This is a genomic window from Methylocella tundrae (assembly GCF_038024855.1).
Taxonomy (GTDB): Bacteria; Pseudomonadota; Alphaproteobacteria; order Rhizobiales; family Beijerinckiaceae; genus Methylocapsa; species Methylocapsa tundrae.
In genome coordinates, this window is the sequence record NZ_CP139089.1 from 41,257 (window position 1) to 58,383 (window position 17,127).

The following is a 17,127-nucleotide window of genomic DNA, read 5'->3' on the forward strand; positions in this document are numbered from 1 at the left end:
ACATTCGGCCATGAGCGCTTTCATCTCGACGCAATCGATCTCATCTTCGCTGCGCCAATCCGTCTTAAAGATGCAGACCGAGCTCGCGGCCAGCGAGACCGAGGTGTCGACCGGCAATTACGCGGACATTGGCCTAAGCCTTGGGAGCGAGACGGGTCAAAGCGTTTCACTTCAGGCCGAGACCTCTTTCTTGCAGACGATATCAGACACGAATTCCTCGGTTTCAACGCGGCTCAGCACAATTCAGAATAACCTAAGCGAGATGCAGACTTCAGCACAGACACTCCTTAATTCGCTGCTCGCCACGAATGGCGCCACGACGAGCGCGGTGACGGCTCAGTCGACGGGAAGTAACAGTCTCAAATCCTTAATTGCTACGCTCAATTCTACGCTCAATGGAGACTACATTTTTTCCGGGATAAATACCGGCAACGCGCCGGTGACTGACTACAGCGCCGCAAATGCGCCAAACAAGCAGGCGGTCGATGCTGCCTTCGCAGCGGCGTTCGGCATGTCGCAGACCAGCGCTGGTGTGTCGGGGATTAGCGGAAGCGCTATGCAGAGTTTCCTGAATACACAATTTGCTTCGCTGTTCCAAGGGACGAACTGGACAACCAATTGGTCATCGGCATCTGACCAGACGCTCACAAATACTATTGCGCCAAATCAAACCGAAAATACCTCAGTTACCGCTAATCAGGCGGCTTTTCAGGAACTGACGCAAGCCTATGTAATGGTTTCAGATCTGGGCGGCCAAAATCTCAGCCAAAGCGCATACCAGGCGGTGACTAATACGGCAAGCAAGCTTCTTACCTCCGCGATTAACGGCTTGACCGACATCCAAGCGGGGGTCGGCGTCGTTCAGTCGAGCGTCGCGAGCGCCAACAGCCAAATGTCATTACAAATGGATATTTTGTCTACGCAAGTCAGCAATCTCGAAAGCGTAAATACGTATGAAGCGTCAACACGCGTGAGTGAATTACAGACGCAAATTGAGACCTCCTATTCGCTTACGTCGCAGCTTAAACAGCTCAGCCTCGTGCAATTTCTGTAAGACATCCCGTCGTGCGTGACTGTCAAAGGATGGGCATGAAGACGTTGAAGCTCAAATGCGTCATTGCCTCAGGTTGTAGCTGTCCTACTGTTGGACGAAAGTAACTGCACCATGCAACGCGATGGGTCATCATGTATCAACTGAGTTATGCTGAAAGCATCGAAGAATCGACAAAAGAATGTCGCGAGCGTGAACGCAGGGCGCTCGACCATGCCATCGCGCTTCTGGAGAAAGCGGAGACAACGGGACCCGGCACGGCGGTCACCGGGGAGGCTTTGCAATTCCTTTGCAAATTGTGGAAGGCGCTGATCGAAGACCTGATCAACCCCGAAAATGATCTACCCGATGTGCTAAGGGGCGATCTGGTTTCGATCGGAATTTGGGTTCTGCGCGAGGCGGATGCGATCCAGGCAGGGCGAGCGGATGGGCTCGACAGCCTGATTGAGGTCTGCGCCATGATCCGGGACGGTTTGAAGTAAGGCATGGCCATGCATATTTCCCTTCGCGCTGGTGAGAAGATCTACATTAACGGGGCTGTTCTGTGTGCAGATCGGAAGGTCTCCTTGGAGCTTCTTAATGATGCGACGTTTCTTCTTGAAGCGCATGTGATGAAGGTTGAAAGCGCAACGACGCCGCTGCGCCAGCTCTACTTTATTGTCCAAATCATGCTTATGAATCCGAGCGATACGGTGGCGGCGCGCGATATGTTTGAGGGGTCTATTCGTATGATCATGGACATTTCCGGAGATGCATCGTTGCTGGCAGGATTAAGTGGCGTCAAGACGCTGGTCAGCAATGGACGGGCATTTGAAGCGCTCAAGGCGATCCGGATGCTATTTGGAATTGAGGCGGAGATTCTGGCCGGGCGCCGGCACGTTTCGCCAACGCAGGCGGCTTAGATCTCTCTTTGAAAGGGCAATCATGTCAGTCAATAGGATAAACACTGCGACTTCGACGCCGGGAGGCGCTTCGACGGCGGCGTCGAGCGCCACATCAAGCTCGGCGACAGTTGACTACAATCAGTTCCTGCAGCTGCTGGTCGCTGAACTGAAGAACCAGGACCCGACGAGTCCAACTGATCCAACGCAATACATGAGCCAGCTTGCCTCATTTTCCTCCGTCGAGCAACAGGTGCAAACCAATTCGACCCTCGACGCACTGTTAGCTACTCAATCGGGTGGCCTCGTTGGCCAGACTGTGACCTCTGCGGACGGGACGACAAGCGGAGTTGTGGCCTCGGTACAAACAAGCACGGGCGGCGGCGCCACCGCGACATTACAGAACGGCGGGACGGTGGCTCTCGGGTTTGGCGTGACGATCGGTTCGTCATGAATGAGGCCGACGCGCTCGAACTGATACGCTCGGCGATTTGGACCATAATCGTTGGATCTGGCCCGGCCGTCGGTGCGGCGATGATCGTCGGCCTCGTCATCGCTCTTTTTCAAGCGCTAACTCAAATTCAGGAGACTACGCTAACGTTCGTGCCGAAGATCGTCGTGATTTTCCTCGTGCTGACGGTAGGGGCGCCTTTTATAGGGGGCCAGATTTATGCTTTCACCGAACGCGTCTATGCGCGGATCGAAAAAGGCTTCTGATGTCTTTGAGTTCAGGCGACAATGTCTGCCCAGTATTATTGCTCGTCATGTCGGCGAGCGGCGCTTCGTCGGAAATGCGCCCAGGATCGGGCCGGCATTATGTTGGCCGATTCGCGCTGCAGTCATGGCGTCTGCGGCGCCTGTATCTACAGTGACGCTGGGTGCGCGCAGGCGGGTGTGCACCGCGGACAAAGCGTGCTAAGATACGGGAAGGCTTCGCACTTGTCTGGGGCGTTGGTTGCGCCTGCGGTGATAATTGAGTGCTGTAGGGCCTGCCTTCAAATCGATCGATTGGGTCGATGAAACGAGTGGACGCCCCATCTTGGGGTTCATTCGCAATGCGGGAATTAGGCGCTTCACGTAATCGGCGACTGACGGGCGAGCACTGTGTTCGGTTGCGCTCCGCACGGACAATGACGCTCAGTGGAAACAGGTGAGGACCGAAGCTCACCTCCGGCGCATTCCGTCTCGATCAGTAAGACGTGAACCGCGTGAAGCGCGTCTGCCTCAAAGCTGGAGGCCGCCGGCCCGTCGCGGGAATGGACGAGATGGGTAATGCATCCCGATAATCATGTAGCGTCGGCGATCTAGAGTCACTCCGGCGTAAGCTTCCTCCGCAAGACTGAACAAAGTAATAGCAGACGAGGGGCGTCGATGGGTGATATTGCATTGAGGACTTCGGTTGGCCCGAAGCGCCAGAGCGCGCGAGACGTCAGCTTCGCCGCAGGCATCATCGCCATTCTATCGATCTTCTTCCTTCCTATTCCGGCCTTCATGATCGATATCGGATTGGCGTTCTCGATCGCCTTATCGGTTCTCATACTGATGGTCGCCCTTTGGATTGAGCGGCCACTCGATTTCTCCGCCTTTCCGACCGTACTGCTGGTCGCAACCCTCCTGCGCCTTGCCCTCAACATAGCGACGACGCGTTCCATTCTGTCGAATGGCTCTGAGGGAGTTACGGCTGCGGGCTATATCATCGGCGGATTCTCCAAACTTGTCATGAGCGGCGACTTCGTCATTGGACTGATTGTGTTCGCGATTCTCATGACGGTGAATTTTGTGGTGATCACAAAGGGCGCGACGCGCATCGCGGAAGTTGGGGCGAGATTTACGCTCGACGCTATTCCAGGGAAGCAAATGGCAATCGATGCCGATCTGTCGGCGGGATTGATCGATGATAAAGAGGCGCAGCGCCGGCGCCGTGAACTGGAGGAGGAGAGCTCATTCTTCGGTTCAATGGACGGCGCTTCGAAATTTGTGCGCGGCGACGCAATTGCCGGATTGATCATTCTGGCGGTGAATATCTTTGGCGGCATCGTGATTGGCGCGACACGGCATAACATGCCCCTGCAGCAAGCGGCCGACGTCTACGTCAAGCTGTCGGTTGGCGACGGGTTGGTGTCGCAGATCCCAGCGCTGATTATTTCACTTTCGGCGGCGCTACTTGTGTCAAAGGGTGGCACAAGGGGTGCGACCGAGGCGGCGGTGCTTAACCAGCTTGTGAAATATCCTCGCGCGCTCTCGGTGGCTGCGCTGTTGATGTTCGGCATGGCGATTGCGCCAGGGTTGCCCTTCTTTCCATTCGCCGTTTTGGGGAGTGTTCTTGGCTTCGTCGCCTACGAGGCGCCAAAGCGTATAGCCAGGGAGCGTCAGGCGGAGGAGGCGCGACACGCGGCCGCCGAGCAGGCCGCGCAGCAGGAGGTCAGTGAATCTGTCAAGGAGTCGATGCGTTCGGCGGAAATCGAGCTCTGTCTTGGCAAACAATTGGCGACGCGCCTCCTCGTGTCCCACAATGAACTTGCCGCGCGCGTGGCGAAGATGCGACGCAAGTTTGCCAAGCAATATGGTTTCGTGGTCCCCGAAATCAAATTGTCGGATAGTCTGTCTGTTCCGACGAAAGGCTATCAGATCAAGATTCACGGCACTGTTGTAGCCGCGCATGAATTGCGGATCGGGGACCTCCTTGTCATCGTCGGCGATGGTCGCCGACCGGAACTGCCTGGCGACGACGTGCGCGAGCCGGCGTTTGGTATGAAGGCGGTATGGGTTTCGCAAACCTTCGCCAATGAGCTCAAACGGGAAGGAGTCAACCCGGTCGACAATATTTCGGTTCTGTTGACGCACCTTAGCGAAGTCATTCGCAACAATCTGTCGCAGCTCTTATCATACAAGGATATGCGGAGCCTCCTCGAACGGCTTGGGCCGGAATATAAGCGTCTAATCGATGATATCTGTCCCTCGCAGATTTCATACTCGGGGTTGCAGGCGGTGCTGAAACTTCTGCTTGCGGAGCGAGTATCGATCCGCAATCTGCATCTCATTCTGGAGGCGATCGCCGAGATCGCGCCGCATGCTCGTCGCGCGGAACAGGTCGTGGAGCATGTTCGCATGAGGATCGCGCAGCAGATCTGTGGCGATTTGATGGATGGGGGTAGTTTGAAGGTCCTTCGCCTTGGCAATCGCTGGGACCTTGCTTTCCATCAAAGCCTCAAGCGCGATTCCAAAGGCGAGGTAATCGAATTCGATCTCGATCCGGCAATGGTCGAAGATTTTGGCAGGAACGCGTCGGCGGTTATTCGGGAGCGTATGGACCAGGGGCATCAATTCGTCCTCGTCGCGACGCCTGAGGCGCGCCCCTATGTGCGCATGGTAGTAGAGCGCCTCTTCGCCACATTGCCTGTGCTTTCACATCTCGAGATAGCGCGCGGCGTTGAAATCAAATCGCTCGGCTCGATATCGTGATCGCGATAGGATCAGAGACCGTTCTGTCCGTCTTTGTTTTGTTTTGCCGGATCGGCGCCTGTCTGATGCTGATGCCCGGCATTTCGGGCCCGCGCATTCCGGTCAAGGTCCGATTATTCTCTAGCTTCGCGATAACGCTCGGGTTGGCGCCGCTCTTGTCGACGGAGATTGAACCAAAGTTGTCCGAGGCGCGACCGTTCGCGCTGTTGCAGATCATCCTCAGCGAAAGTCTGGTCGGTGCGTTGATAGGCTTCCTCGGCCGTATCTTCTTTGGCGCGCTGGAAACGCTGGCGAGCGCGATCGCCATGGCGATTGGCCTCTCGAGCCCGCTGACGCCCCCGCCAGATGACAGCGAGCCGCTGCCGGCGATCGTATCACTGATCTCGCTCGGCGCGACAGTCCTGTTTTTCCTGACGAATCTTCACTGGGAGGTCCTGCGTGGCTTGATAGCCTCGTATGATGCATTACCCGTGTCCGGGCTTTTCAACACACAGTTCGGATTGATTCAAATAGGAGATTGTCTCGCGCGATCGTTTTTGCTTACCCTTCGCATCAGCAGCCCTTTCATCCTCTATTCGCTGATCACTAATCTGGCGGTTGGCCTTGCTGGCAAGTTCGCGCCTCAAATTCCTATTTACTTCGTCACCGTTCCAGCCGTAGCGATGGGTGGACTGTTCTTGCTTTACCTTACCTGTAGTCATCTTCTGGAGCTTTTTACAACCGGATTTGCGACATGGTTGATTTCGGGTTAGAGGCGCCTGTGCGCTTTCAACCTCCCGTTCCACAAGCTCCCGTCGGAGACACTATCGGCTGTCGGCCGGCCGATGACGGCGCCAGCTTTGAGAGAGCGCCGCAAAGCGTACTGGTCGGCAAACCGTATGGCGGCGCCACGGATAGAAGATCAGTCCGATGAACAAAAGGCTCGTGAAGGCGCGGCGCATTCTCGAGGCGCAGACCGAAATCGATCGTCTCGCGGGCTGGACGCTGATTGAACTTCAACGTCAGCTGGAAACGATCGAAGAGCACCGTCATCGGCTGATTGCCTTCATCGAAACGGAGCCTGCGTTCTACGGTCTTTCCGCTGACGCTGTGATGCGGCGTCTCGAGGCGTTGCAAAAGTCCGACGCGGCGCTGCGAGCTGAGATCCGCGCGCAAACTGAGAAGCGCTTGGCCGAGCGCGCGCGGATGCGGGGCGCAGAGGCCATTGCCTCTGCGCTCGAGGCCGATCAGCGCCGGCAAGAGGAACAGATCCGGCTGATGGAGGTGATCGAGGCTTCGGTCAGCGAAGTGGCGTCAGCCTCAAGCAAGCTTATCGGCTCATCGTGAGCTGAGATCCCTCGAATGGAGAGGCGCATGTCGATCAATCCGGTGTCGGATATCGTGCTTGACGTCGCGAGAGCCGCGGATCCGAGCAAGTCTCTGGCCGCTGCGGAAAGATTATCTCGCCTCGGCGCCGGGGAACCGGCGGGTGCGGATTTTTCGAGCGTCATGAGAACGAGCAATTCGAGCGATGCGGAATTGCGGAGCATAGTGGCCAAGATGAGCGCAAGCCCATCCGCCGCGGCTACGTCTCCAATGGACGCGCGGACGAAGGCATACAAGGGCGTTGAGGAACTCGTTCTGCAAAACCTTGTCGAGAACATGTTGCCGAAGGAAGGCAGCGGCGTCTTTGGAAGCGGAACCGCCGGTGATGTGTGGAGGTCTATGCTGGCCGAACAATTGGCCAAGCAAATTGGCAAGACGGTAGACCTCGGCCTAGATAAAAGAGCCGACGCTACGCATGGCGCGGTTCACGCAAGGCTACCGGATCCGCACGTGACCGGGAGGCAATCGTGAGCTTGACCGATGGCAAGCTCGCGACCGAGCTTATGCATGAGCCCGGCGCTGTCGGGCGCCTCTCGCCGCCAACGCGTCCTGGCGGCCCGGCGGCGCAGCGAGAAGACCCTGATGCTGCAGAGAGAAGCGCGCTCCCTGAAGGTGAAAAGTCGAGGCCGATGCTGGAGACCTTCTTCAACGCGGTGGAAAAGCTCGAATCTCTGCTTGATCTTGAGACACAGCTACTCAGGCAGAACAAGCCGGTAGCGTTGCATGATTTTAATCATAAGAAGAGCCATGGACTGCTCGAACTCAGCCGGGCGATGAGCGCGTGCCGGGCGCATGATCGTTCGACGTTCGACTTTGAGGCCAGGGCGCCGTTGGGGCGATTGCGGACGAAACTGGAGAGCAACCTCGCCAGCCTACAGACACATCTGACAGCGGTTGGAGAAATCGCGGCGATCATTGCGCGCGCCATCCAGGATCATGAATCGGATGGGACCTATTCTATAAGGCGTTATACGCGGAGCGACAGGGAATGATCCGGCTTGTCGCTAGCTGTCTATGGATTTGCGTAGCGACGCTGATGTCGGCCTATGTTGGCGCAACCTGGAAAGCCGGCGCCGGGCAGGTGAAGTCGGCGCCGCGACAATTCGAGCATTTGGAGCATAAAAAGACTGAAGCCATAAGCGTTCCGATGATTGCCGACGGTGACATCACAGGCTACGTCGTCGCGCAGTTCATCTATCTCATTGATCCGGAAGCTCTGAAGCAGATGTCGGTGCCGCCAGATGTGTTCATCACGGATGAGGCTTTCCGGAAGCTTTATGTGGATAAGGTTGATTTCAATCATCTGGAAAAATACGACGTCGCTGCTCTGACGAAGGATCTTGTGAAGAGAGTCAATCAACGGCTCGGCGGCGACATCATCAAAGACGTGCTGGTCGAACAATTTAATTATGTCCCGAAGCAAGACATCTCCAAATGATGGCCGCCTTTCCTGGCGCTCCTTAGCGAGCCCGGGAGCGAGCGTCACAATGCGCGGAATCGGTAGGCGATCGCTTATGAGCAGGAAAGGGTGAAACGATGATCTTCGAAAGGCTGACATGGGTTGGGTTCATGATCGTAGCTGCGGGATGGGCGCTGTTGTTTTCTGCGCCCCAGTTGACCAACTTCATGGCGCAGGCGTCAGGACGCTCCCTCGGGGTGGCGACAATCGATATACCGACGATCGCGCAAGGCGCAATTATGACCGGGTTCGGCATCGGAATTCTCGGCGCCCTGCAAACCGGTTTCGGAGCGTTGAACAGGTTTTTCGAAGCTGTGCTCGAACGGTCTCAACACGCCAGGCCGCAGTCAGGAGCGCCAACTCCCGCCAATCCCATGGTTCATGCTGCGACGCCCGCTCCCGGTCAAGCTGTGACCAAGGCTATCGTTAAACCACAACCCTCCCAGCCAAGGAAGATCCTGGAGCGTGGGTGGGTCAAAGATCGAGCCTATGTGCTGTTTACCGACGGCAGCGTCGAGGTTGAGACAATGCTGGGGCGGCGCATGTTCCCTTCGCTTCAGGATGCGCAGGAATTTATTGCGTGATGTGCGGGCCACAGGCGGTAGGCCCGAGGGGCGGTCGCAATGCGTGAGCGGGCATGGACTTCTGGAATGGGCGGCTTTCAAAAGGGGCGGCGGATGGACGGTTTGCGTAGGGAAAAGGGCAGGTCAAAGCAGAGCGAGACGGAACAGCCGGCTTCGACCTTCCGGCAAACGCATGTGCGAGGGCGCGTTCTTTTCGGCATCGGGTTGATGCAAGGCGCGCCGAAGGCGGGGGCGCCGTCTCACGCGCAGATCTCGGCGCTGCACGGCTTTGCTTTGACGCTCGATCATGGGCTTGTCGCGGCGGGGATTGCCGCTGCGATAGGTTCGGCAGGTTTTGCCGGCTTCATGATCGCGCGCGACAACAGTCACCCAATGTTTGGCGGCATTGAGCATCTGATGATTTTCGCGCAGCCGATCGGTGGTCAGGCGAGCCATCGATCGCCGCAGATGGATCAATCAGAGAGCCATAAAGTCGATTTTAACGTGACAGGTTCGATCGATCAGGCTGCGTTGAACGCGAGCGCCGAACGACCGCGTCCGGACAAAGAGCCCGACGTGAAGCATGGCGCTGTTAAAGGTTATGTTCTCCGCTTTGCGCCGAAAGGCGGCTTGTTGGCGGAAGGACCGAAAGGATCTTACGTCGCAATGCCCGGAACCGTGCTGCCGGACGCCGGACGCATTCTTTCAATCGAGAACAGGAGCGGTCGATGGCTTATCACCACCGAGAAGGGGGTGATCGCCGAGACCGGCCTATAACAAAATTGCATGCCTGCCTTTTCAATGTTGGCGAGGCGTTTCAGCCGTCAGTCGCGTAATGGCGGCCGCGCAAACATGCGAGCTGCAGCCGGCTTATCTTAAGCGACGCTGGCGATTGAATGAAACAAAGACCGAGTTCGCGGTCCTTTCGCCAAATGACGTAGGCGTCGATCAGCCGTTCCGGATAGTCTTCATAGAGCCGCATTGCGACGGGGGCCGGGACATCGCCAAGGAGCCGCACCCGCGCGCCCCTGTCGGACCGGTCGTAAATCTGGCATTCAATTAAAAATGCGTTTTGGCGATTGAGGATCTTTCCTGATCTGAGGCGCGTGCGGCGTCTACGCGCCGCCCGTCTTTCGACGCGCTTTATGGTGTCGTGGACGCAATAGGCGAAGTCCCGCGCAACACGCCCTTGAACCAGAACCGCGACTTTGCGCGCCTGCGCAAATGGGCGAGGCGAGCCGGAATCCACGGTCAATCGACGGCCCATGATGTTGCTCCTGCAGGACGCGGCGGCGAACGGCGCGCCTGCATCCTAACGCATGAATGCAAAAGCGAATGCGTGATCGCAGGCTTTGGTAAACGCTGTAAGCAGCATCGCCTTCGCGCCGCTGCGCGCAGCCGTCATGCTTGCTCGTGCTGTATAAGGTGCGATATAAGACAATCTCTGCTCGCAGGCGCTAGAGCATATTCCGATCAGATCGGTTCGATCTGATCGACAAGAATATGCTCAAGCTTTTGAATCTGGATCGATTTCTGATCGATCGAATGACTCCTTTCGATCGGAAAGCGCTCTAAAGCGTCGGGAACAAAAATTCGAAGAGGAGATCTGCATGCGGTTTTTCGCCCGCCGCGCGTTCAATGCGCTCGCCTTGTGCCTGGCTCTGGCGCGCCCCGGCCTGCCGCAGACAGCCTCGGCTCAGACGGCGGCCACCGCGGGCCCTACTGTTTTTGCGGCAGCCAGCATGAAAACCGCCCTTGACGCGATCGCAGCCTCCTGGACCGCGCAAACCGGCAAGGCGCCCGCGATCGTTTATGGATCTTCCGCTGTTCTCGCCAAGCAGATCGAGCAGGCCGCGCCGGCGGACATTTTCATCGCGGCGGACGTAAACTGGGCCGACTATCTGGAGAAAGCAAAATTGCTTCGACCAGGGACGCGCCGGAACGTTCTCGGCAATGCGCTGGTCCTGATCGAACCGGCGGATTCCAATATCACCCTGAAGATCGAGCCGGGCTTCGACCTTGCCGGCGCGACGGGCGACGGCCGAATCGCCGTTTGCACCATTGCGTCTTGCCCTGGGGGCATTTACGCCAAGCAGTCGCTGGAAAAGCTTGGCGTTTGGGATAAGGTCGAGCCGAAGCTCGCGCAGGCGGATAATATCCGCTCGGCATTAAACCTCGTCTCGCGCGGCGAAGCGCGTTTTGGCATCGTTTATGCCACGGACGCCAAGGCTGATCCCAAGGTGAAGGTCGTCGACACATTTCCGGACTCGACGCATAGCCCGATCGTTTATCCGGTCGCCGTTCTGGAAGGCTCGAAGAATAGCATGGCCGCATCATTTGTCGCTTATCTGTCGTCGCAGGCGGCGACCAAGATTTTGCTGGATCAAGGCTTTACGGTTTTGTCGAAATAGCCTCGCCGACGTCGCTCCGCGACAGGGATCAACCGGATCAAATGAGCGCTTAAGTGTTGGATTTATCGCCCGATGAATGGACAGCGATCTGGCTCTCTTTGAAGATCGCGGTCGTCGCCACAATGGCGAGCCTTCCCTTTGGCGTTTTCACGGCCTATGCGCTGGCCCGCTGGAAATTTCCTGGCAAGACGCTCGTCAATGGCGTGGTCCATCTGCCCCTCGTCCTGCCGCCCGTCGTCACCGGCTTTATCCTGTTGATCCTGCTCGGCCGCAAAGGCGTTTTCGGACCGTTTCTCGCCAGCATCGGCATTGTCTTGTCGTTTCGCTGGACAGGCGCCGCCGTCGCCTGTGCCGTGATGGGATTCCCGCTGATGGTGCGCGCCATGCGCCTGTCGTTCGAGACCATTGACCGAAGGCTCGAACTGGCCGCCGGAAGTCTCGGCGCCAGCGGCGTCTGGACCTTTTTGCTGGTCAGCCTTCCTCTCGCCGTTCCAGGAATCATTGTCGGGGCAATTCTCGCTTTCGCGAAGTCGCTCGGAGAGTTCGGCGCGACGATCACCTTCGTCTCCAATATTCCCGGCGAGACGCAGACGATCTCGGCGGCGATCTACACCTTTACGCAAGTCCCGGGTGGGGACATCGGAGCCATGCGTCTGACGGCGGTCGCCATCGTCATTGCGCTTTTTGCGCTGATCGCTTCGGAAATCATTCAGCGCTGGGCTGAAAAACGCGTTGCGAGCTTTGAATGATCGAGATCCGGGTCGGTCTTGATCTGGCCACGTTCAAACTCGACGTGGCCTTCGCCGACGGCCGGGGCATCACGGCGCTATTCGGGCAGTCGGGTTCAGGCAAATCCTTAACGCTCAGTCTGATCGCCGGCCTGAGGCGACCGGATCGCGGCTTCATCAAGCTTGATGGCGAACTGTTGGTCGATGTCGAGAAGCGCATCTTCGTGCGGCCGCATCGCCGCCGCATTGGTCTTGTGTTCCAGGACTCGAATCTCTTTCCCCATTTGAGCGTGCAGCAAAATCTCCTCTTCGGCCGATGGTTCGCGCCGCGCGGCGCGCGGCAGATCGAATTCGACGCCGTCGTTGAGACCCTGGGGATCCGGCCCCTGCTGCCGCGTCGCCCGGCGCGGCTTTCCGGCGGCGAACGCCAGCGCGTCGCGATCGGCCGCGCGCTTTTGTCTTGCCCGAGGCTTCTCCTTTTCGACGAGCCTCTGGCCGCGCTCGACACAGCGCGCAAGCTCGAGATCCTGCCTCTCATCGAGCGTATTCGGGACGACTTCAAAATCCCGATCGTCTATGTCTCGCATGCGGTGGAGGAGGTGGTGAGGCTTGCCTCTTTGGTGGTTGTTCTCGAAAATGGGAAGGTGAAAGCGATCGGCGATGCGAATGAAGTCTTTGGCGCCGCTGCCGCTGGTTCGCTCGAAGACCGGTTCGATCGCTCATCGGTGCTGACGGTGACGGTCGGCGGCAGCAACGCAGCCTATGAGTTGACGCAGCTGAAACATCCCGCTGGAACAATATGGCTCGCGGGGCCCGCGGGCCCGCCAGGCCGGTCCGTGCGGATTGTCGTCAAGGCCACCGACGTCGTGCTTGCGAAAGAATCGCCGCACGACGTGAGCATTCGCAATGTCCTGTCCGGCGCGGTCGAGTCGATCGAGACCCAGGGTCCCTTTGCTATGGTCGAGGTCGCGCTTGATGGCGGCGGGCGCCTCGCCGCTGTCGCAACGCGCCTCGCCGTGGACGAACTTCATCTCGACCGGGGCGCGAAGGTCTTCGCTTTGATCAAGTCGACCGCTCTCGATGAGCGCGCCGTTGGCGAGGCGCCGCACCCTTGACGATTTCGCATGGAAGTGAACCATGCTCGTCATCATCACTTCTCGCCATCACTTCTCACGGCGAAAAAACTGCGCGGCTTTCGGGCGTGTTCCTCGGCTCGGAGCTAAACCTTCTCCGGAGAATCCGCTTTGGGCCTCTTGACAGGCATGATCTGCAAACCCACCTAACGCCAGCAATCTTTCGATAATTGTAAAACCATCGAAATGTTGCGTGCATTTGCAAGGTGGAGTGTCATGAGCAAATTATCCGGCAAAGTAGCCATCGTCACGGGCGCGTCAAAAGGCATTGGCGCCGGCATCGCAAAGGGGCTGGCGGCGGAGGGGGCGGCGGTCGTCGTGAACTATGCTTCGAGCAAGGAGAGCGCTGAGCGGGTCGTCGCCGACATCAAGGCGAAAGGCGGAACAGCGATCGCCGTGCAAGGCGATGTCGCCAAAGCGGCCGATGTAAAGAAGATTTTTGCCGAAACGACGCAAAAGTTGGGACGGCTCGACATTTTGGTCAATAACGCCGGCGTCTACAATCTTCTGCCGATCGAGGCGTTAACTGAAGACGACTTTCATCGCCATTTCAACATCAACGTTCTCGGCCTCTTGCTCGCGACACAGGAGGCGGTCAAAGTTTTCGGCGAGGAGGGCGGCAGCGTCATCAACATCGGCTCCGCCATAACAAGCATCAATCCGCCGCAGACGGTTGTTTATACCGCCACGAAAGGCGCGGTCGACTCCGTGACGCGCGTGCTCGCGAAGGAGCTCGGGCCGAAGAAAATCCGGGTCAATTCAATCAATCCAGGCGTGATCGAAACCGAAGGCACGACCGCCGCCGGCATCATCGGGAGCGACTTTGAAAAGCAGTTTATCGCGCTGACGCCGCTTGGGCGCACCGGCCAGCCCGAAGACGTCGCGCTCGTGGCGGCGTTCCTCGCCTCCGACGAATCGCGCTGGGTCACAGGCGAAACGCTGGCGGTTTCAGGCGGCTTGCGATAGAGCAAAGCAGCTAGGGCGGCAGGCCGATTCCGGTCATGCCGCATGATGGACGAGAGTGTTTGAGCGGACCGGCCTGATCTCGTCGGGACGGTTCGGTTTCTGCTAGGAGTGCGATCGATTCAACGCGTTACGCTCCGGGGAGAGGGATGTCGGAATCGCTTGGCGTAACGCTGACGGAGGATCAGCTTCTCTTGATCGCGAAAGCTCTGGGCGACCGGCGCCGGTACGAAATCCTGAAACATCTTGGCGAGCGGCATGATGCGCTCTCCTGCGTCGCTGTGCGCGATTGCACCGGCATTAACCCGGCGACGCTGTCCCATCATATGAAAGAACTCGAAACGGCGGGGCTGGTGGAGGTGATGCGGGAGGGCAAATTCGCCAGCTACGTTCTGCGGCGGGATGTACTCGAGGCGTTCCACCGGCGGTTGAGGGAGGATCTCGCCTGAGAGAACGCCGGCGGATCGCTGTGGAAGACAGCGCGGCGGGACGTTAAAGCGTAGTGCGGCCTTTCCGGCTGGTCCATGAGAGCCCGAGTGAGCCAGTCGCCGGCCGGAGGGGCTCTGTTACGGCGATCCCCGCCTGAGCCAGGTCACGGAGGCGAAAGCGCCGAGCCAGGATCCGAGAGCGGCGAAGAGAACATAGGCTGGATTCTGCGTGTAGCTGATCACTGCGAAGGCGGAGAGAAGATACCAGATGCCGCTCCAGTTCGCCGCCCAAAGCCGGCGTCTGGCGGCGACCGCCGCGGTGAAAAGGACATAGGCCGCGTCGGTCACCGCCGTGCATGCGAGGACCCCTGCGGCGACCAATGGATCAATGGCGATCGTCAAAGTCATCTCCCCAATTCAGCCTTGCGCAGCCTAAACGAAGCTCCGCCGGGGGCGCAGAGTTTTTCGCAACGGAACACCGTTCGGCAGAGAAACGCGGATCCGGTCTCGCAGGGAATGATGCTTCGGCGAGACGCGCTTGCATGAGCCGGTTTCGCCTTCAATCAGAGTCCCGTTCCCGCTGGTTCGCTGGGCTGCGCGCCAGCAAGTATCAGTCATAGCAGATGATCTCCCGCTCGCCGCGAAAGATGGAAGGCGGCCGATTCAAAAGGCCTTTGCGGCGTCGCCGACGCCTTCGTCGTCTCTGCGCCGTCGTGGGGGGAGAAACGGTCGGAATGATCATCGACGGATCGGCTGGCGTTTGCATCGCAGGTCGCGCCGCAATGAGCCTCGCCAACGAGCGCGCGGGAGGCGCGGTCAACGCCGGCACAGCGAAAAAAGCGGCCCAGTAGCGCTGCGCGTTCGCCAAGCTCGAGCGACCACGCGCTTCCTGCAAAATGACGCAGAGTTCGGGATCCTGATGCGCGAGGCTGACGCGATAGAGCGGCCGGTCCCGCCTTTGGCCGCGCGCGATCGCGACGCCGAAATAATTCACCACCGGAACGCTGAGATGCATTTTCATGCCTCGAAGACGTCGCCGGATGGTGACGCAGCGCGGGCTGATGAGGACCGTCCGACATCCGCCATCGGCGCGTGGATCTGGTCCAACGCGTGCTATGATCTCCGTCTTGGCCTCCCTATCGAACCGCGGATGTCGCATCATTCGCCTGTGTCGGGCATATGTGAGGGAGCGAAGAATCGGCGAGGGGAAAGCTCGATCTTGCTAAATTTTCTCGTCAACAGACTGTGAAATCACTCTTGTTGAACGGATTTTTCGCCGACGGCCTGCTGACCTTGATCTTGGGCGCGCCACCTTGCCCGAGGCTGGCTTCAACCGGCGCGCCGACCGCGGCCCGATCGCGCGACTTTGGGCGCCGCGTTGGCCGGCGTCCTGGAGAAAAGCTTGTGTCACGCAGTGCGGCAGGTTAAGCCAAATTCAGTTTTTTCTCGTGCTCAGAAAAAGTCTTGGCGTCACTCTCTCATGCGGACGGTCTCGTTGCTTCCTTTGAGGAAGCCACTCGACACGCGGGCGAGCTCGCGCTCGCCTTTTTCCGCCATGGCGAGAAGACCAGCGCGATGGTCTCGCACAAGGCCGGCGGATCGCCGGTCACCGAAGCTGATCATCTCGTCGATCGATTTTTGAAGCGGCGATTCGAGGAGTTGCTGCCGGAAGCTGGCTGGCTGTCCGAGGAGACGGAGGATTCGGCGGAGCGCCTGACGAAAAAGCTCGTGCTCGTCGTCGATCCGATCGACGGAACGCGCGCCTTTGCGCTTGGCGAACCCACCTGGGCGATCGCCGTGGCGTTGGTGCGCGATGGCCGGCCCCTGATCGGCATTGTTCACGCGCCGGCGCTCCAGCAGACCTATGTCGCCGTAAAGGACGGCGGGTCCCGGCTCAATGGCGTTCCGATCGAAGTCTCGGGCATCGCGACGCTCGACGCCAGCGCCCGCGTCGGCGCGCCTTTGTTCCTCGCAGAGGAATTGCGTCAGGCCGGACTGACGTTCACCTTGCAGCCGCGGGTCCCCTCGCTGGCGATGCGCATCGCTTATGTCGCTTCGGGCGCCCTCGACGCGGGCTTCGCGTCGGAAAACTCCAATGATTGGGATATCGCGGCGGCCGATCTCATTCTTGAGGAAGCAGGCGGACGTTTGGCCGGTCTCGATGGCGTTGAGCTCGTCTATAACCGCGAGGAGACGCGCCACGGGCTGCTCACCGCCGCGCCGCGCCAGCTTCAATCGCAAATCAATCTTGCGATGCGGCGGGCCCGAGGCTGCGCTCCGGGATGAGCCGTCAAACCATCGTCGCTGGCGTAAATTATGCTTGCGGCGCAGGCTGAGGAAACCACCCTTTGACCCTAGAAACCGCTGGATGATGTCATGAAACGCGCCCCCGCTCCCCAGAAGAAACAGCTCCTTCACTTTGTGTTCGGCGGCGAACTCAAGGAACTGGATCAAACCGAATTCAAAAATCTCGACCAGATCGAAATTGTCGGCCTTTTTCCCGATCACGCCTCCGCAGTGGCGGCGTGGCGCGCCAAGGCGCAGGCGACCGTCGATAATGCGCAGATGCGCTATTTCGTGGCGCACCTTCACCGCCTGCTCGATCCCGAGGAGCATGAGGAAGAAGGCGAAGACCACGAACATTAGAACATTTTCAGCAGAAGCGGACACCGGTCTTGCGTCC

At 58.7% G+C, this 17,127-nt stretch carries 23 protein-coding genes; 20 read left to right on the forward strand and 3 right to left on the reverse strand.

Features of this window, described 5'->3' with window-relative positions; translation table 11 throughout:
- Positions 1–10 precede the first annotated feature (10 nt).
- From SIN04_RS02590 to SIN04_RS02650, 13 genes are all read left to right on the forward strand, one after another.
- Positions 11–1,054 (forward strand): flagellar hook-associated family protein, encoded by a 1,044-nt coding sequence (locus SIN04_RS02590; RefSeq protein ID WP_134485983.1) that lies wholly within the window; start codon positions 11–13, stop codon positions 1,052–1,054.
- 131 nt (positions 1,055–1,185) lie between these two features.
- A complete protein-coding gene (flaF, locus tag SIN04_RS02595; protein ID WP_134485984.1) occupies positions 1,186–1,533 on the forward strand; it encodes a flagellar biosynthesis regulator FlaF in 348 nt (115 codons plus the stop codon).
- Between the two features lie 9 nt (positions 1,534–1,542).
- On the forward strand, positions 1,543–1,953 hold the full coding sequence (gene flbT, locus SIN04_RS02600; protein ID WP_134492201.1) for a flagellar biosynthesis repressor FlbT: 411 nt from the start codon (positions 1,543–1,545) through the stop codon (positions 1,951–1,953).
- Between the two features lie 22 nt (positions 1,954–1,975).
- Complete coding sequence (flgD, locus tag SIN04_RS02605; protein ID WP_134485985.1) at positions 1,976–2,386, forward strand: flagellar hook assembly protein FlgD; 411 nt, start codon at positions 1,976–1,978, stop codon at positions 2,384–2,386.
- Complete coding sequence (gene fliQ / locus SIN04_RS02610; protein WP_134485986.1) at positions 2,383–2,649, forward strand: flagellar biosynthesis protein FliQ; 267 nt, start codon at positions 2,383–2,385, stop codon at positions 2,647–2,649. The genes flgD and fliQ overlap by 4 nt, the downstream gene beginning before the upstream one ends.
- 654 nt (positions 2,650–3,303) lie before the next feature.
- On the forward strand, positions 3,304–5,394 hold the full coding sequence (gene flhA / locus SIN04_RS02615) for a flagellar biosynthesis protein FlhA (RefSeq protein ID WP_134485987.1): 2,091 nt from the start codon (positions 3,304–3,306) through the stop codon (positions 5,392–5,394).
- Positions 5,395–5,459: 65 nt separating this feature from the next.
- Positions 5,460–6,146 (forward strand): flagellar biosynthetic protein FliR, encoded by a 687-nt coding sequence (locus tag SIN04_RS02620; RefSeq protein WP_244605635.1) that lies wholly within the window; start codon positions 5,460–5,462, stop codon positions 6,144–6,146.
- A 157-nt stretch (positions 6,147–6,303) separates the two neighbouring features.
- Entirely contained in the window at positions 6,304–6,720 is a 417-nt protein-coding gene (locus SIN04_RS02625) for a hypothetical protein (protein WP_134485989.1), read from the forward strand.
- A gap of 27 nt (positions 6,721–6,747) precedes the next feature.
- Positions 6,748–7,230, forward strand: a complete 483-nt coding sequence (locus SIN04_RS02630) for a rod-binding protein (protein ID WP_166795826.1) — start codon at positions 6,748–6,750, stop codon at positions 7,228–7,230.
- A complete protein-coding gene (locus SIN04_RS02635) occupies positions 7,227–7,751 on the forward strand; it encodes a hypothetical protein (protein WP_134485991.1) in 525 nt (174 codons plus the stop codon). Before SIN04_RS02630 ends, SIN04_RS02635 begins: the two co-directional genes overlap by 4 nt.
- Before the next feature lie 44 nt (positions 7,752–7,795).
- Positions 7,796–8,197 carry a hypothetical protein gene (locus SIN04_RS02640; RefSeq protein ID WP_341264184.1) on the forward strand — a complete coding sequence of 134 codons (402 nt, stop codon included), beginning with the start codon at positions 7,796–7,798 and terminating at the stop codon, positions 8,195–8,197.
- A 98-nt stretch (positions 8,198–8,295) separates the two neighbouring features.
- On the forward strand, positions 8,296–8,802 hold the full coding sequence (locus tag SIN04_RS02645) for a hypothetical protein (protein ID WP_134485993.1): 507 nt from the start codon (positions 8,296–8,298) through the stop codon (positions 8,800–8,802).
- A 93-nt stretch (positions 8,803–8,895) separates the two neighbouring features.
- The gene (locus SIN04_RS02650) at positions 8,896–9,558 is read left to right on the forward strand and encodes a hypothetical protein (protein ID WP_134485994.1); all 663 of its coding nucleotides are present in this window, start codon (positions 8,896–8,898) and stop codon (positions 9,556–9,558) included.
- A gap of 40 nt (positions 9,559–9,598) precedes the next feature.
- On the opposite strand, the gene SIN04_RS02655 is transcribed toward SIN04_RS02650, so the two are convergent.
- Positions 9,599–10,048 carry a hypothetical protein gene (locus SIN04_RS02655; protein WP_134485995.1) on the reverse strand — a complete coding sequence of 150 codons (450 nt, stop codon included), beginning with the start codon at positions 10,046–10,048 and terminating at the stop codon, positions 9,599–9,601.
- Positions 10,049–10,391: 343 nt separating this feature from the next.
- Between SIN04_RS02655 and modA the strand changes: the two genes are divergently transcribed.
- The 5 genes from modA (at position 10,392) to SIN04_RS02680 (ending at position 14,465) form a co-directional block, all read left to right on the forward strand.
- Positions 10,392–11,192 carry a molybdate ABC transporter substrate-binding protein gene (gene modA / locus SIN04_RS02660; RefSeq protein WP_134485996.1) on the forward strand — a complete coding sequence of 267 codons (801 nt, stop codon included), beginning with the start codon at positions 10,392–10,394 and terminating at the stop codon, positions 11,190–11,192.
- Between the two features lie 53 nt (positions 11,193–11,245).
- On the forward strand, positions 11,246–11,941 hold the full coding sequence (gene modB / locus SIN04_RS02665) for a molybdate ABC transporter permease subunit (protein WP_166795827.1): 696 nt from the start codon (positions 11,246–11,248) through the stop codon (positions 11,939–11,941).
- Positions 11,938–13,035 carry a molybdenum ABC transporter ATP-binding protein gene (modC, locus tag SIN04_RS02670; protein ID WP_341264185.1) on the forward strand — a complete coding sequence of 366 codons (1,098 nt, stop codon included), beginning with the start codon at positions 11,938–11,940 and terminating at the stop codon, positions 13,033–13,035. The genes modB and modC overlap by 4 nt, the downstream gene beginning before the upstream one ends.
- A gap of 234 nt (positions 13,036–13,269) precedes the next feature.
- Entirely contained in the window at positions 13,270–14,019 is a 750-nt protein-coding gene (locus SIN04_RS02675) for a glucose 1-dehydrogenase (RefSeq protein ID WP_341264186.1), read from the forward strand.
- A 146-nt stretch (positions 14,020–14,165) separates the two neighbouring features.
- Positions 14,166–14,465, forward strand: a complete 300-nt coding sequence (locus tag SIN04_RS02680; protein WP_134485997.1) for an ArsR/SmtB family transcription factor — start codon at positions 14,166–14,168, stop codon at positions 14,463–14,465.
- Between the two features lie 117 nt (positions 14,466–14,582).
- Here the strand turns inward: SIN04_RS02680 and SIN04_RS02685 are convergent, their stop codons facing one another.
- Together SIN04_RS02685 and SIN04_RS02690 are read right to left on the reverse strand one after the other, a co-directional pair.
- Positions 14,583–14,846, reverse strand: coding sequence for a hypothetical protein (locus SIN04_RS02685; RefSeq protein ID WP_244605636.1), 264 nt, complete (start codon positions 14,844–14,846; stop codon positions 14,583–14,585).
- A 208-nt stretch (positions 14,847–15,054) separates the two neighbouring features.
- Positions 15,055–15,606 carry a hypothetical protein gene (locus SIN04_RS02690; RefSeq protein WP_341264187.1) on the reverse strand — a complete coding sequence of 184 codons (552 nt, stop codon included), beginning with the start codon at positions 15,604–15,606 and terminating at the stop codon, positions 15,055–15,057.
- A 302-nt stretch (positions 15,607–15,908) separates the two neighbouring features.
- Between SIN04_RS02690 and SIN04_RS02695 the strand changes: the two genes are divergently transcribed.
- Complete coding sequence (locus tag SIN04_RS02695) at positions 15,909–16,730, forward strand: inositol monophosphatase family protein (protein ID WP_134486000.1); 822 nt, start codon at positions 15,909–15,911, stop codon at positions 16,728–16,730.
- 90 nt (positions 16,731–16,820) lie between these two features.
- Positions 16,821–17,090 (forward strand): DUF4170 domain-containing protein, encoded by a 270-nt coding sequence (locus SIN04_RS02700; RefSeq protein ID WP_134486001.1) that lies wholly within the window; start codon positions 16,821–16,823, stop codon positions 17,088–17,090.
- Positions 17,091–17,127: the final 37 nt, after the last annotated feature.